The following is a 15,879-nucleotide window of genomic DNA, read 5'->3' on the forward strand; positions in this document are numbered from 1 at the left end:
TCGGGCTCATGCAGTAAAACTGTAGCAAATAAAAATGGCGCATCCAATATTGGATGCGCCATTTTTTCATTTCATTTAATTGAATCAGCTTAAATCAATTTAAAGGTTAAGCTGACATCCAAATTTATTTCCATTCCCCACGCAATTCACTGACCTTTTCCTGCAGAATCTGAGGCGTCACATCTTGTGGCTGCATGACATCACCCACCACCAATTCCAACTTGGAAAATGGTCCGCGACGGAAAGCGCGTTCAAAAGGATTGCTTTTATCACGCGACAATACACTGCCCCATAAACCACGCAGAGCAAGCGGATAGACAGGAACAGGACTACGCTCCAGTATCTTCATGACGCCGCCTTTGAATTCATTCAGTTCACCTGTTGCTGTCAATTTACCCTCAGGGAAAATGCAAACGAGTTCACCTTCATGCAGAGCCTGGGCGACATCGATAAAAGATTTTTCCATCAGCCATGGATCTTCTTTTGCCGGCGCGATAGGAATCGCTTTTGCAGTACGGAATACCCAGGACAGGAAAGGTATTTTAAATATCCGGTGATCCATGACAAAACGTACTGGCCTCGGGCTTGATGCCATGATGACGATGGCATCCATATAGCTGACGTGATTACAGACCAGTATGCCCGCACCTTCATCTGGTATACGGTCAGTATTGATGGTCTTGACCTTGTAGATGGTATGTATCAGCAGCCAGGCAATAAAGCGCATCAGGAATTCTGGCACCAGGCTGAAGATATAAATCGCCACGATGGCATTGAGTATGGCTGTCGCCATGAAGATCTGCGGTATCGTGAAACCCCGGTCAAGCATTGCCACAGCGGACAATGAGGCAACCACCATGAACAAGGCATTCAGGATGTTCATGCCTGCTATTGTGCGTGACAAATGTTTTGGGTCGCAACGTGTCTGTATCAAAGCAAACAGAGGAACGATATACAGGCCACCAAAAATACCTATCATCGTGATGTCAAACAAAATGTGCAGACTGCCTGTTTGCTTGACAAATTCCATTGCACTTACGGTGGCGATATTGGTATAGCTGATGCTGGATAAATACAGATCAAAACCGAATACGGACAATCCTATGGCACCAAACGGCACCAGACCAATCTCCACCTTATGACCAGAGAGCTTTTCGCACAACAAAGAACCGGCACCAATGCCAAAAGAAAAAATCGTCAGCAAGAGTACGAAGACACTGTGATCACCATGCAGATAATCTTTGGCATACAAAGGGAATTGCGCAAGAACGATGGCACCATAGAACCAGAACCAGGAGTTACCCAACAGGGATAAAAATACCGGACGGTTTTGTTTGCTGAAACTGATATTCCTGATAGTTTCTGTCGCCGGGTTCCAGTTGATTTTCAATTCCGGTGCAGGAGCTGGCGAGTCTGGGATACGCAGGGCAGTCAGGTAACCCATGATGGCGACGACTATCGCACCACCAGCCACCAGTTCTGTGCCCCAGGGCTTATGCACGACCAGCATCGCGCCCAAAATTTCACCCAGCAAGATGCCAACAAAGGTGCCCATTTCTATCAGTCCATTACCGCCAACCAGTTCATCTGTCTTCAGATGCTGAGGCAAGTACGCGTACTTGACAGGCCCAAACAAAGTGGAATGTATGCCCATGCCGCACACAGCAGCAATCAGGAGCCATAAATTATGTGTTTGCCAGCCTACGGCGGCCACCAGCATGATGCCAATCTCGAGCAACTTGACCTTGCGGGCCATGCTGCCTTTTTCAAACTTGTCGGCCAGTTGCCCTGAAGTCGCAGAAAACAGCACAAAGGGTAAAATGAATAAGCCAGGGATCAAGTTATTGAGCAACCCAACGTTCATGTCAGTCCAGGACAATGCGTCGTATGTCAGTATGGTCAGCAGGGCTGTCTTGAATACATTGTCATTGAATGCGCCAAGGAACTGGGTCCAGAAGAATGGAGCAAAGCGGCGCTGGGACAGCAGGGTAAACTGGCTATGTTGGCTCATGGATGGTGTCTGCTACCTGAAATTTAGATTAAAACCGCAAGAATTGTAACTTACCCAAGTCTGAATTGAGTAAAAACCATATACACGATCAGGAAAGAAAAAAATCAATTGCTTTATGAACTGGCAATATCTGACAGCTTTCTTGCGTTGCCGTCCGTAAGGCGTTTTCCAACAAAGCGGGTGTTGCCCCCCATGGGCCGGGGGTTTCACTTACTTCGTGGGTATATAAAATCAACCAGCCACCTACTGTGGCAGTATGCTTGATTAAAGCACCAATTTCATCGACATTGTTATTGGCAGAGTACAGGGCTTGCGCACGCAATGCAGACAAATCGGCTCGTCCCGTCTGGGTACCTCCGCCAGTGATACGGTTATATGAAAATCGTTTGGCAGCCGCCAGCTTACTACCCAGGTCGTAGGCGCCAAAGGGAAAGGCAAAACCGTGATTAATGATCCCATGCTGTTTGAAAAAAGCCTGATTGCGTTCCCAGTCCTCCGACAGAAAACTGGAAGTAGCATTGGCGCAATTTGTATGAGAATAGGTATGGCAACCAATTTCATGCTCGTTTTGTAGCAGTCGCTGTAAATCTTGAACGCTATGGCAAGGCTGATTTTGCTCGACACCATCGGTCAAACTGCCGCAGATATAGAAAGTGCCGCGTGCCTGATACAACTCCAGCAACATGGCACCCTGATGACAGGCACTGGCTGGCACATCATCAAAACTGAAACTGACTACTCCCCTGCCCTTGTTCAATGGCAACCAGCGATTTGCCATGTGCCTGGCAGCGAAACGGCTTAATCTTTGTGTTAGCCCCATGATCAGCGCAAACTATCCGAAGCACTTAAGGAATGTTGATAGCGTTTCAAACCCATACGCGAATTACTTCCCGGTAAATTTTCATAGGTATATTCCAGGCCCAGCTTGATCACTGCCTGTTTCAGATTCACACCGTCAGACTCACGCTGTACTTTTTCATAAAAACTATCAAGTACCAGGCGGAAACCACGCTCAAATTCATAGGCGCCACCCAAGCCTATGCGCATTAGTTTTTCCTTGCGCGATGTGCCATCGGCCAATGTTGCCAAGCGAGGTACGAGTACATTATCGCTATTTTGCAAAAGCGTAGAGAAATTCATTTGTGATTTGTCTGAATACTTCCACTGCGCATCAAAGCGCATGGCTTTACTAAGTACATAAACGACAGTGCGGTCTACAATGGTAAAAGGCCGGTCCCACAATTGCAGGTCAAGACGCAATTTAGGAGAGTAATGATAAGTACCACGCCACAGGATATTCGATAAATTGGTATTTCGCTCAGTCAGCACATCGTACTGACGCTTGATGACACCAAGATGAGCGCTGGTGACCGATTTACTGCTATAACGCCATTCTGCATCGATAAAAACTTCTGACTCTTTATAGGCCTTATCCAGATCAGCAATATCCTGCTCGTTCCTGTCCGGGAAACCGGTTTCCGACAAGCGCGTACCGATTTCTACACTGGAACCGGTCGGTGCATAATAGCGCCCACTCAATTGCCTGCCGCGCTCATCGAAATTATATAGCTGGTTCAGTGGCAAATCATAATTCAGGCCAGCCCTGTCTACCCTGGCATTCACAGACCATTCATCCGTCAGTTTAAAGTTGACATTGGCAGCTGCGCGTTTTTGGTGCGAGATATCTTTATCTGTCAGGCTGCCGTTAATGTATTGGAATAATCTGTCTTCTTTGCCAGCAGTCACCTGTCCATTAACGATGTTGCCGGCAGCCCATTCGAAAGTAGCGTCGGCAGCCTTCAAATTGTGGTCAAGGTTCTTATAATTTTTATAGTGTCGTTTACCAAGCGAACCTGTCAAAATCAGGCGGGTGCGGTCAGACAAAATGGGGAGAATGGCACCTGCTCTTATATCAGTACCAGTAATGCTGTCACGGTCGCGAAACTGTTTATCCGGTGCAGACTCTGGCTGATCTGCTTGATCCGGCCTGGCAGTTTGCTCGTAAAATCGAAATGGATTACTGTCACTGGTCAGTGAAGTTTCCAGTTGCAATACCAACTCCACTGTATCTGCTACACATACAGATGGAGTCAATACTGATGACAAGCCAAGCACTAGCCAGCCACCTGATCTGGTAGAAAAACGAGATATGCGGGATACTTTACTACGCACCCTGCAATTCATTTTACTTGTCTTTTGCATGCCATTTCTATTGTAATTGCAGGCCACTGTCAGTTAAACGAAAAACACGGTCACAGCGCCCGGCCAATTCTGCATCATGGGTAACAATAACAAAAGCGGTACCCAGAGTACGCGACAATTCCAGCATCAAGGCAAATACCTGTTGTGCCGTACTGCCATCCAGATTGCCAGTAGGCTCATCTGCCAGCACACAAGCCGGCTGGGTTACCAGCGCACGCGCCAAAGCCACACGCTGCCTCTCGCCGCCGGACAACTCACCGGGCACATGCTTAAGTCTATGCCCCAGCCCCACTTTTTCCAAAATGCTTTGTGCTATTTTTTGTGCTTCAGTCCGTGCCATGCGGCGGATGATGAGTGGCATGGCGACGTTATCCAGCGCTGAAAACTCAGGCAACAAATGATGGAACTGATACACAAAACCGAGAGCATGGTTACGCAAAGTACCACGGGCAGTTTCATTCAGGCTTGCAAAATCCTTGCCTTGCAAAGTCACGCTACCTTTGCTGGGCGTATCCAGGCCACCCAACAAATGCAGCAGAGTAGACTTGCCGCAACCAGAAGCACCAATGATGGCAACCCGTTCTCCCCTGAAAACACTCAGGTTAATTTCTTTCAATACATTGACAGATTCCAGCCCTTGCGAAAATGTCTTACCCAGATTGCTGCAGGATAAAACTGCTTCTTTCTCATTACTTTGCTTGTTCTGTTCTTTACTCAATACTTGATCACTCATAACGCAATGCCTCCGCAGGTTTCACGCGTGAAGCACGCCAGCTAGGATAAATGGTGGCCAGCATTGCCAGGATCAGGGCAACGCTGCCGATAGTCAATACGTCGGATAACTGTACATCCGATGGCAACTTGCTGATGACATACACCTCTTTGGAAAGCAGCTGTATACCCAATATGCTCTCTATGAAAGGCACGATGACGTCAATATTCAGGGAGATCAACAAGCCCAGGCCCACACCAGACAGCGTACCCAGGCAACCGACGATAGTGCCTTGTATCACGAATATTTTCATGATGGATGAAGGTGCTGCACCCAGGGTGCGCAAGATGGCGATGTCGGCCTGCTTGTCAGTCACTGTCATGACCAGGGTAGAAACCAGATTAAAAGCAGCCACGGCGATGATCAGTGTCAGGATGATGAACATCATGGTTTTTTCTGCTTTTACCGCAGCAAAATACACCTTGTTCTGTTGTGACCAGTCGCGTATCAGCAGGTCACCAGAGAGGGTACGTGACAAATCCAGCGCTACCTGAGGTGCCTTGAGCATTTCTTTTATACGCAGACGCAGGCCGGAAGGCGAACTCAGGCGGAAGAATTTTTGCGCATCCTCTATATGCATGAATGCCATGCCGGAATCATATTCGTAATGACCAGCCTCAAATATCCCCACCACATTGAATGCTTTCAGACGGGGCACTACCCCTGCCGGTGTCATTTGTCCTTCAGGTGCTGCCAGGGTAATTTTTTCGCCTATGCGCACCCGCAAACTATTGGCCAGTGCAGAACCGAGCACGATATTGAATTCGCCCGGCTTGAGATCAGCCCATTTGCCATACTTGATCTTGCTGGCGACATCCGAGACCTTGGGCTCCTCTTCCGGCAGGATGCCGCGCAAGATGACGCCGCGCATGACATCTTCGCGAATGATCATGGCCTGGCCATCAACATAGGGGGCTGTCCCTGTGACCGCAGGATTTTTTTGCACTTCCAGCGCAGTCGAGCGCCAGTCAGGCAAGGCACCGCTGGCATCAAAGACTTCAACGTGGGCCAGCACGGACAACATACGGTCACGCACTTCTTTCTGAAAGCCATTCATGACTGAAATAACAACAATCATGGCTGCCACACCCAGCCCTATGCCCGCCATGGAAATCAGCGAGATAAAAGAAATAAAACCATTACGACCACTACGCCGCCCGGCACGCGTATAACGCAAGCCAACCAGCCATTCAAAAGAGAGATTTTTCACTGCATTTACACTTGTTGTGAAGGCAGCCAGCAGTTTGCCATACGTTTGCCCTACAATACAGCACTATGAACCATTTAGAATTGATAATCCCATTCGGGATCCCGCCAGCAAGCCTTGCCAAAGACCTGTTAAAAGAAATGCGTACCCCTGGTTTAGCCAGGTTAATCGCTTGCGCAGGCAGCGCCCAGACACAGACGATAGACGATTTTTCACGCGCGCTTAGTTATGAATACTGGCTTGCTGACCAGTTTCCTCCAAAGGAAAAAGCAAATAGTCCGGCCATTGCCTGGAACAAGATGACAGCCTGCGGTCTGACACCTGATGCTGGTCATTGGTTCATTCTGCAGCCCGTCCACATTCATATTGCCCGTGATCACCTGGTATTGACAGATCAGCGACGCCTGAATATTAGTGAGGCCGAATCCCGCCCGTTGTTTGAACAAGCCAAGGCAAGCTGTGAAGAATTGGACTTGCAACTCTTATTTGGTGACGCGCAGACCTGGTTTTTGCGCGCTGACGACTGGGTAGATCTGCAAACAGCCACAGTAGATGCCGCTTGCGGCCATAATATTGATATCTGGATGCCTAAAGGCGAATTTGAACGCCCCTGGCGCAAACTGCAAAATGAAATACAAATGCAGTGGTTCACCCATGACATCAATGCTCAGCGTGAAATGCGCGGTGCCAAAGTCATCAATTCTGTCTGGATATCAGGTGGGGCACAGAGTTTGAATCCAGACCTGAGGCAAGTTAGTTTGGCAACTGACTTCACGCAGTACCTGTCCAAGCCGCCAGCGGGGAACCAGCATGCACCAGTTTTGCTTGGCGACCTATGCGAAGCTGCCATCAATAACGACTGGGCGTTATGGCTGGATAATATGCATGAGCTGGAAAAAAACTGGTTTTCTCCTTTGTTGGCAGGTTTGCAGGATAAACAAGTCCCCGGTTTGAAACTGAACTTCAGCGATGCCCACAGAATAGCCAGCTTTGATCTGACACCCTGGTCCTTGCGCAAATTCTGGGTCAAACCCTCATTACATCAATTATTTTCGATTTCATGACACGCATTACTGTACGCCCCTGCCCTTTCCGTGAATCTGAAATGTTGCGCCAGAATGGCCTGCATCCTGTTCTGGCTCGCCTGTATGCCTCACGCGGCGCAACAGGTGAAAAAGAACTCAGCACTGAATTGAATGCCATGCTGCCGCCAGCCGGGCTCTTGCATATAGACCAGGCTGCCAAGTTTTTGGCAGATGCCATCGCACAAAATAAAAAGCTGGTCATCGTGGCCGACTATGACTGCGATGGCGCCACTGCCTGTGCAGTAGGCTTGCGCGGGCTGCGCATGCTGGGGGCAAATGTTGACTACATCGTCCCGAATCGCTTTGAATATGGCTATGGCCTGACGCCAGAAATCGTCGCATTGACGCAAAAAGAGAAATCGCCAGACGTTATCGTCACCGTCGATAATGGTATCGCCAGTGTAGATGGCGTTGCAGCGGCCAATGCACAGGGGATTGCCGTGCTCGTCACCGATCATCACTTGCCAGGCGATCATCTGCCGGATGCTGCCGTGATCGTCAACCCCAATCAGCCAGAATGCGGCTTTTCCAGCAAAAACCTGGCTGGGGTCGGCGTCATGTTCTATGTATTGCTGGCTTTACGGGCAGAATTGCGCCAACGCGGCGTATTCGACCAGCAAAATCAACCCAAGCTGGATACTTTGCTGGATCTGGTCGCTCTGGGCACGGTTGCCGATGTGGTCAAACTGGATGCCAATAACCGCATCCTGGTAGCGCAGGGCCTGAAACGCATGCGCGCTGGCCGCATGTGCACCGGGATCGCAGCCTTATTCCGCGTAGCTGGTCGTGAACCACGCAATGCCAGTCCCTTTGATCTTGGTTTTGCCCTGGGGCCAAGACTGAACGCTGCTGGTCGCCTGGCTGATATGGCGCTGGGCATAGAATGCCTGACTACGGATGACGAAGGTCGCGCCTGGCAAATCGCTCAGGAATTAAATAGCATCAATGCTGACCGCAAAGACATAGAGCGCGAGATGCAGGATGTGGCCTTGCTGCACCTTGATGATTTCCAGCCACAAGACAGCAATACCATTACGGTGTTTGATGAAAGTTGGCATCAAGGCGTTATCGGGATTGTTGCCTCGCGCCTGAAAGACAAGTTTTACCGTCCGACCATCACCTTTGCGCCTGGTGGCGAAGGCTTGATCAAAGGCTCGGGCCGTTCCATACCTGGCTTTCATCTGCGTGATGCACTTGATCTGGTATCCAAACACGCCCCTAGCCTGATACAAAAATTTGGCGGTCATGCGATGGCAGCGGGCCTGACTTTACGCGCTGAAGACTTCCCTGCATTCCAGCAAGCTTTTGAATCTGTAGGAAAAAGCTGGTTACAGGCACACCAGCTTGAACGTGTCGTAGAAACAGATGGTCCACTGGAAGATGCCTATTACACGACAGACTTTATCCGGCTGCTCGATACGCAGGTATGGGGGCAAGGCTTTCCTCCCCCTATATTTTGCGATGACTTTAAACTGATTTCGCAAAGAATATTGAAAGAACGCCATTTAAAGCTGGTGCTGGAAAAAAATAAGCTGCGCTATGACGCGATCTGGTTCGGCCACACTGACAGCCTGCCTGAAAATGTGCATGTCGCCTTCAGGCTGGATGCCAATGAATACAATGGCGTTACCAGAGTGCAGTTAATGGTTGAGCATATAGATTAATGTTGCCCTCAATCCTTCATTCCAGCAAAAATTCTTGAATATGTTCAGCCAGCAATTGTAGATTACGATCAAATTTGCTGGCCGCAGTCGCCGCATCGGCATCTGGCATTTCCAGACTATGGTTACCGTCCAGCTCAATGATATTGAGCTTCGCTGATGTACTTGCCGCAAATTGATGCAGCGTTGCCAGCTCACAATGGGGATCTGCATTTCCGGCAAGCATAAGAACCGGCCTGCCCTCAAGTTCAGCACCTGGATAATTTTCTTTGACAAGGTTTAGCTCATTTCCGCCTGATTCACCTGCCGTACATAGTGGCGTCAACAAGGCGCAATTTTTCAAGGCAGCATCATCGCGAAAAACTCGCCAGGCCACGATGGAACCAAAAGATTTGCCAGCAACAGATATTTGCTCTTGCTGTATACGCGCATCATTTTTTGCCAGGTTCAATACCAATCTCAAGTCTTGCAGCTCAGCAGCCAGATCATCCGCCGGTTGGCCATGGACAGGATCCGCTATATAAAAAGCCCAGTTAAACCGGAATACAGCAAAACCTTGCGTCAACAAATGGCTGGCAACTTGCGTAATGACTGGTCTGTGCATGTCATAGCGCAAACCTGGCGCAATAATCAATACGGGAAATGGCCCGGCTCCAGCAGGGAATTCTGCAAGAACTTCTACTATTGTGCCATCAGGCTTGAAGATTTTTTCGATAATGGAATGCATGAATTTTTAAATTAAATTCTTAAATTGATTCTTTTTGTTTTTCTGTAGCTGCTTATACCTTGTACTTATATAGAACTTCGATACTGAAATATATCTTTTGGTTCCATCGGCACGGAGACAAAATCCATCCATCGCAGTGCATCATATTTGCAACATCGGGCAAATCTTCTTTGCAAGTGAATCAACACAATAGCGTCATTCAGGTTTGGTCGTTTTATTTTCAAAATTTTCTTCGGGCTTGTAACAAAATAATACAAATCTTATCGAATTGCTGCACAATACAAAAATCTGTGCGGTCGGCTATGGCACAATCGTTTTGTCGTTTTTACTGGTACTTATTCACTGTGGAGAGTCTGGATGAAAAAAGGTAATTGGCTGTTGAAGACTGGCGCTTTGGTTGTCATTGGCGCATTTGCAGGTTTGCATGCTGGCGCAGCGATGGCAGCAAAGACTTTGGTATTTTGCTCTGAAGGTAGCCCAGAAGGTTTCAATCCGCAATTCTTTACCACTGGCACCACAGCCGATGCAGGCTCAGTGCCCATGTATAACCGCCTGGTAGAAATGGAAACCGGCACCACCAATATCACCCCTGCCCTGGCAGAATCCTGGGATATTTCTGCTGACGGCCTGACGTATACCTTCAAACTGCGCAAAGGTGTCAAGTTCCATACTAATGCCAAGTTCAAGTCCAGCCGTGACCTGAATGCTGACGATATCCTGTTCAGCTTTTACCGCATGGCAGATGAAAATCATCCCTTCCATAAAAATACACCCGGACAAACCTATGCCTATTTCCAGGATCTGGGCATAGCCAAGATAGTCGACAAGCTGGAAAAAGTCGATGACCTGACCGTGCGTTTTAAACTTAAACGTCCAGAAGCTCCTTTCCTCGCCACACTGACGATGGATTTCATGTCAGTGCATTCTGCTGAATATGCGCAGAAAATGAAGGCTGCCGGAACACCAGAATTGATAGACAAAGAAATCATCGGTACAGGTGCTTTCCAGTTTGTGTCCTACCAAAAAGACGCCATCATCCGCTACAAGGCACATGATGGCTACTGGGATGGTCGTCCGAAAATCGACAATCTGGTGTATGCAATTACTCCCGATGCATCGGTTCGTTATGCCAAACTCAAGGCGGGTGAATGTCATGTCATGGCTTTGCCGAAACCGGCAGATGTGGAGTTGATGAAGAGCGATCCAAATATCAAACTGTTGTCACAGCAAGGTTTGAATATTGGTTATGTCGGCTTCAACGTAGAGAAAAAACCCTTTGATAACAAGCTGGTACGTCAGGCTTTGAATCTGGCCGTTGACCGTGCGTCGATATTGAAATCTGTTTATGCAGGCACAGGGCAAGTCGCCAAGAACGTCATCCCGCCGACCATGTGGTCGTATAACGACAAGATCAAGGAATATCCTTACGATGTAGCGCAGGCCAAAGAATTGCTGGCCAAGGCTGGTTATGCAAACGGCCTGGAAATTGAACTTTGGTATTTGCCAGTATCTCGCCCTTACAATCCAGACGGCAAGCGCATGGCCGAATTGATACAGGCAGACTGGGCCAAAGTCGGAGTCAAAACCAAGCTCACGACCTACGAATGGACTGAGTATAAAAAACGCAGTAAGACTGGCGAGCAGCATTCCATGATGTTTGGCTGGTCAGGTGACAATGGCGACCCGGATAATTTCTTTGAGCCAATTTTGGGATGCGAAGCAGTCAAAGGTGGCGGTAATATTCCAAGGTGGTGCAATAAGGATTATGAAGACTTGATCCAAAAAGCCAAATTGACACCAAAACAAGCAGAAAGAGCCAAGCTTTACGAAAAAGCACAGGAAATAGTGCGCGAAGAGGCACCTTTGCTCCTGTTGGCACACTCTTTGCGTTACACCCCAGTGCGCAAGAATGTGATTGGTTTCAAAATGGATTCCACCGCTCATCATTACTTTAAAAAAGTAGATTTGGATAAATAAGCATTACCCACGCGTGGCACCAATTTGCAAGATATTTGCAAATTGGTGCCACCGTTGTATCTGACACGCAGTTTTCACATTATCTGAAACTGACTGTTGTCCTGATGAATTTTGTTTGAAAAAGGTTTTTCGATGCTGGGTTTTATTCTCCGACGCCTGGGTGTAGTGATCCCCACTTTCCTTGGCATCACGCTGCTGGTTTTTTCATTGATACACTTAATACCTGGTAATGTCGTCGAAGCCATGACGGGCGAGCGCGGCATGGATGCCGAGCGTTATGCCAGTCTCATGCATTTGTATGGATTGGATCAGCCTTTATATCAGCAGTATTTTTCTTATCTGGGTAAAGTCTTGCAGGGTGATCTGGGGCGCTCCATCATCACGCAAGAATTGGTCAGCAAAGAATTTTTCACCTTGTTCCCGGCAACACTGGAATTGTCGCTTTGTGCGATTATTTTTGCGGTTGTGCTGGGACTGCCAGCGGGCATACTGGCCGCATTGAAGCGCAATAGCTTTCTTGATTATTCTGTCATGGGTGCATCTCTGACTGGTTATTCCATGCCTATTTTTTGGTGGGCACTTTTGCTTATTCTGATGTTTTCTGTGACCCTGGGCTGGACGCCGGTGTCTGGCCGTATTGATATTCTGTTTGACCTGCCCCATGTGACTGGCCTGATGCTGGTTGACAGTCTGCTGTCAGGCGAAGAAGGTGCCTTTAAATCAGCTGTCATGCATTTGATCTTGCCTGCAATTGCACTTGGCACTATTCCACTGGCTGTAATTGCCCGCATGACCCGTTCAGCGATGTTGGAAGTGCTCAAGGAAGATTATGTGCGTACTGCGCGTGCCAAAGGTATGTCATGGATGCGGGTAGTCTGGGTGCATGCCTTGCGCAATGCGCTGATACCTGTCATCACCGTTATCGGTATGCAAGTGGGAACATTGCTGGCCGGCGCCATCCTGACTGAAACAATTTTCTCCTGGCCAGGCATAGGCAAGTGGCTGATTGAAGCGATACAAAGGCGTGATTACCCTACCGTACAAGGTGGCATATTACTGATTGCCACCATCGTCATCACAGTCAACCTGATTGTGGACGTGTTGTATGGCGTGATCAATCCACGTATACGCCATTAATACAATGCGGCCATGTGTAATTTCACTCATCACTTAAAAGATTTGATCGCAGAATTATGAGCAATACCAATTTACCTGCCAGTACAGTGAATGCCAGTACTGCAGCAACAGCGGCAAACTTGGCACCACCCCACCCTCTGATTGAGTTCTGGCATTACTTCAAGCAAAACCGCGGTGCCGTTATCGGCCTGGTGCTGGTTGGTATACTCAGCCTGTGTGCCCTGTTTGCAGAATGGATAGCACCGCATTCTGCGATAGAACAATTCAGGGAGTCCACGCTAACCCCGCCTGCCTGGACAGCAACCGGCAGCAGTAAATTCATACTGGGTACTGATCCGGTTGGCCGCGATATTTTGTCACGTCTCATTCACGGTTCCCGACTCTCACTGATCATAGGCCTGGTATCCGTTACCCTTTCCATGAGTGTTGGCGTCACCCTGGGTTTGATCGCGGGGTTTTCCCGCAGCTGGACCGGGCGCTTTGCACGCATGCTGGAAACGATCATCGTACGCTTCATGGATATCCTGCAAGCCCTGCCCAGCCTGCTTCTGGCAATCGCAGTCGTAGCGATACTCGGCCCTGGCCTGATGAATGCCATGTACGCAATTGCGATTGTCCTCATGCCCTCATATGCCAGGTTGACGCGTGCAGCAGTCAGTGGTGAACTGAACAAGGATTACGTTAACGCCTCCCGCATCGCTGGCGCTGGCAATTTGCGTCTGATGTTCAATTGTGTGCTACCCAACTGTGCAGCCCCCATCATTGTGCAGGCTACGCTGGGATTTTCCACGGCGATCCTGGATGCGGCAGCTCTGGGCTTCCTGGGTCTTGGCGCGCAACCACCTACGCCTGAATGGGGTTCAATGTTGGCCAGTGCCATGGAATTCATACAAAGCGCCTGGTGGGTAGTTACCTTCCCTGGTCTGGCGATTCTGATTTCCGTACTGGCCTTTAACCTCATGGGTGATGGCTTGCGCGATGCACTCGACCCCAAGTTAAAACGCTGAACGAAGATTCAACATGAAACCATTATTGGATATTAAAAATTTGCGCGTTGAATTTGGCTCAGAAACTCAGCCATTCAAGGCAGTTGACGGTCTTGATCTGTTCATAGAACAAGGTGAAGTGGTTGGCATTGTCGGCGAATCAGGCTCAGGCAAGAGTGTCACCTCACTGGCCTTGATGGGGTTGATCGATTTCCCTGGACGTGTGCGGGCAGACCAGATGGAATTTGATGGCCGCGACCTGCTGAAGATGAAAGACAAGGAAAGGCGGCAATTGCTGGGCAAGGATATTGCCATGATCTTCCAGGACCCCATGACCAGCCTGAACCCTTGCTATACCGTGGCTTTTCAGTTGATGGAAACCCTGCGCCTGCATCAGGGAGGCAAGGAAAAAGACTTGCGCGCCAAGGCGCTGGCTTTATTGAAGCAAGTCGACATCCCCGACCCGGAAAGGCGCATGAATGCTTATCCGCACCAACTCTCCGGTGGCATGAGCCAGCGCGTGATGGTAGCTATCGCCATCGCCTGCAACCCGCGCCTGCTGATCGCGGATGAACCTACCACTGCGCTGGACGTTACTGTACAAGCGCAAATGCTGGAATTATTACTGCAATTGCAGCGTGAACGCGGCATGGCCCTGATGCTGATTACTCATGACCTGGCCGTAGTTGCCCAGACTGCCAAGCGTGTTGTCGTGATGTATGCCGGCCAGGTGCTGGAAACAGGTACCGTACCAGAAATATTCGACACCCCAAGACATCCTTACACCCAGGCTTTGCTGGCGGCCCTGCCTGAACATAATCTGGGCAAGACGCGCCTGCAAACCATACCTGGTGTAGTACCTGGTCTATATGACCGACCAACAGGCTGCCTGCTCTCGCCACGCTGCAGCTATGCAACGGAGCGCTGTCAAATCGAAAGGCCACAGTTGCAAGGACAGGCGAACGCCCAGGTACGTTGTCATTTCCCTCTGGATGCGCAAGGTATACCAGGCAATGGATGGCAGGCTACACAAATTGATCAGGCAGCATGATGCAAAATACGACTACTACACCTGTATTGCTGGAAGCAAAAAATCTGGCCAAGCATTATCCAGTCTCACAAGGTTTTCTCAAACCCAAAGCAATGGCCAAGGCGCTGGACGGTGTCTCATTCGAACTGACTGCCGGCAAAACCCTGGCCGTGGTTGGTGAATCTGGCTGCGGCAAATCCACCCTCGCCCGCCAGATCACCATGATAGAGACGCCCAGTAGCGGCGAATTATGGATGGGTGGTAAAAATATTGCCCACGCCGATAAAGTCACGCTCAAGCAAGTCCGGCCTTTGGTGCAAATGGTATTCCAAAACCCCTATGCCAGTTTGAACCCACGTAAAAAAGTGGGTGCCATGCTGGAAGAGCCCTTGATCATCAACACTCATCTGTCAGCCAAAGAGCGAGAAGAAAAAGCAAGGGCAATGATGGCACGAGTGGGACTACGTCCTGAACATTACGGGCGTTATCCTCATATGTTCTCAGGTGGGCAAAGGCAGCGCATAGCGATTGCCCGGGCACTCATGCTTGATCCTGAGGTCATCGTCGCCGATGAGCCAGTCTCTGCATTGGATGTATCAATCCAGGCGCAAGTCTTGAACTTATTAATGGATTTACAACAACAAAATGGTGTCGCCTACCTGTTCATCTCACATAACCTGTCAGTAGTTGAGCATATAGCCGACGATGTTCTGGTCATGTACCTGGGGAAAACCGTAGAACATGGCAACAAGCAAAGCATTTTCCAGAGCCCGTTACACCCTTATACCAAGGCTTTGCTGGCATCAACTCCGCGTATAGATCCGGCGCAACGCCAGCAAAAAATGATGCTGGACGGCGAATTGCCCTCGCCGCTAGCCCCACCACCCGGATGTGCCTTCAATAATCGCTGCCCGCATGCGAATGAAAGATGCCGTCAAGAAATACCCCTATTGCGCCCATTTGACAACCGGCTCGTCGCTTGCCACCGAGTGGAAGAAATTATCTAAAACTTTTACTAAATATGGCGAACTTCGTTAAACTCTCGCAGTCTTACTCAGACTAAGGGACTGCTGCAAGGGCTTTA

General features: G+C 49.2%; 13 protein-coding genes. 7 read left to right on the forward strand and 6 right to left on the reverse strand.

Annotated features, from left to right (window positions below; translation table 11 throughout):
- Window positions 1-124 precede the first annotated feature (124 nt).
- The 5 genes from AC3WQT_RS13400 to AC3WQT_RS13420 all read right to left on the reverse strand — a co-directional run bounded on the left by AC3WQT_RS13400 (window position 125) and on the right by AC3WQT_RS13420 (window position 6,195).
- On the reverse strand, window positions 125-2,011 hold the full coding sequence (locus AC3WQT_RS13400) for an MFS transporter (protein ID WP_492704452.1): 1,887 nt from the start codon (window positions 2,009-2,011) through the stop codon (window positions 125-127).
- An 88-nt stretch (window positions 2,012-2,099) separates the two neighbouring features.
- Window positions 2,100-2,831 (reverse strand): polysaccharide deacetylase family protein, encoded by a 732-nt coding sequence (locus AC3WQT_RS13405; protein WP_492704453.1) that lies wholly within the window; start codon window positions 2,829-2,831, stop codon window positions 2,100-2,102.
- Between the two features lie 2 nt (window positions 2,832-2,833).
- A complete protein-coding gene (locus AC3WQT_RS13410) occupies window positions 2,834-4,213 on the reverse strand; it encodes a hypothetical protein (RefSeq protein ID WP_492704454.1) in 1,380 nt (459 codons plus the stop codon).
- Window positions 4,214-4,220: 7 nt separating this feature from the next.
- On the reverse strand, window positions 4,221-4,946 hold the full coding sequence (gene lolD, locus AC3WQT_RS13415) for a lipoprotein-releasing ABC transporter ATP-binding protein LolD (protein ID WP_492704455.1): 726 nt from the start codon (window positions 4,944-4,946) through the stop codon (window positions 4,221-4,223).
- Window positions 4,939-6,195, reverse strand: coding sequence for a lipoprotein-releasing ABC transporter permease subunit (locus tag AC3WQT_RS13420; RefSeq protein WP_492704456.1), 1,257 nt, complete (start codon window positions 6,193-6,195; stop codon window positions 4,939-4,941). The genes lolD and AC3WQT_RS13420 overlap by 8 nt, the downstream gene beginning before the upstream one ends.
- Window positions 6,196-6,332: 137 nt before the next feature.
- Between AC3WQT_RS13420 and AC3WQT_RS13425 the strand changes: the two genes are divergently transcribed.
- The gene (locus AC3WQT_RS13425) at window positions 6,333-7,256 is read left to right on the forward strand and encodes a hypothetical protein (protein WP_492704457.1); all 924 of its coding nucleotides are present in this window, start codon (window positions 6,333-6,335) and stop codon (window positions 7,254-7,256) included.
- Complete coding sequence (gene recJ / locus AC3WQT_RS13430; protein WP_492704458.1) at window positions 7,253-8,941, forward strand: single-stranded-DNA-specific exonuclease RecJ; 1,689 nt, start codon at window positions 7,253-7,255, stop codon at window positions 8,939-8,941. Before AC3WQT_RS13425 ends, recJ begins: the two co-directional genes overlap by 4 nt.
- Window positions 8,942-8,957: 16 nt before the next feature.
- Here the strand turns inward: recJ and AC3WQT_RS13435 are convergent, their stop codons facing one another.
- Window positions 8,958-9,665, reverse strand: coding sequence for an alpha/beta family hydrolase (locus AC3WQT_RS13435; RefSeq protein ID WP_492704459.1), 708 nt, complete (start codon window positions 9,663-9,665; stop codon window positions 8,958-8,960).
- Between the two features lie 357 nt (window positions 9,666-10,022).
- On the opposite strand from AC3WQT_RS13435, the gene AC3WQT_RS13440 reads away from it, so the two are divergent.
- The 5 genes from AC3WQT_RS13440 (at window position 10,023) to AC3WQT_RS13460 (ending at window position 15,802) form a co-directional block, all read left to right on the forward strand.
- Window positions 10,023-11,642, forward strand: coding sequence for an ABC transporter substrate-binding protein (locus AC3WQT_RS13440; RefSeq protein ID WP_492704460.1), 1,620 nt, complete (start codon window positions 10,023-10,025; stop codon window positions 11,640-11,642).
- Between the two features lie 132 nt (window positions 11,643-11,774).
- Entirely contained in the window at window positions 11,775-12,779 is a 1,005-nt protein-coding gene (locus AC3WQT_RS13445; RefSeq protein ID WP_492704461.1) for an ABC transporter permease subunit, read from the forward strand.
- A gap of 56 nt (window positions 12,780-12,835) precedes the next feature.
- Complete coding sequence (locus AC3WQT_RS13450; RefSeq protein ID WP_492704462.1) at window positions 12,836-13,786, forward strand: ABC transporter permease subunit; 951 nt, start codon at window positions 12,836-12,838, stop codon at window positions 13,784-13,786.
- Between the two features lie 13 nt (window positions 13,787-13,799).
- A complete protein-coding gene (locus AC3WQT_RS13455) occupies window positions 13,800-14,816 on the forward strand; it encodes an oligopeptide/dipeptide ABC transporter ATP-binding protein (protein WP_492704463.1) in 1,017 nt (338 codons plus the stop codon).
- A complete protein-coding gene (locus AC3WQT_RS13460) occupies window positions 14,816-15,802 on the forward strand; it encodes a peptide ABC transporter ATP-binding protein (protein ID WP_492704572.1) in 987 nt (328 codons plus the stop codon). Before AC3WQT_RS13455 ends, AC3WQT_RS13460 begins: the two co-directional genes overlap by 1 nt.
- Window positions 15,803-15,879: the final 77 nt, after the last annotated feature.

This window comes from Undibacterium sp. FW305-107 (assembly GCF_058788535.1).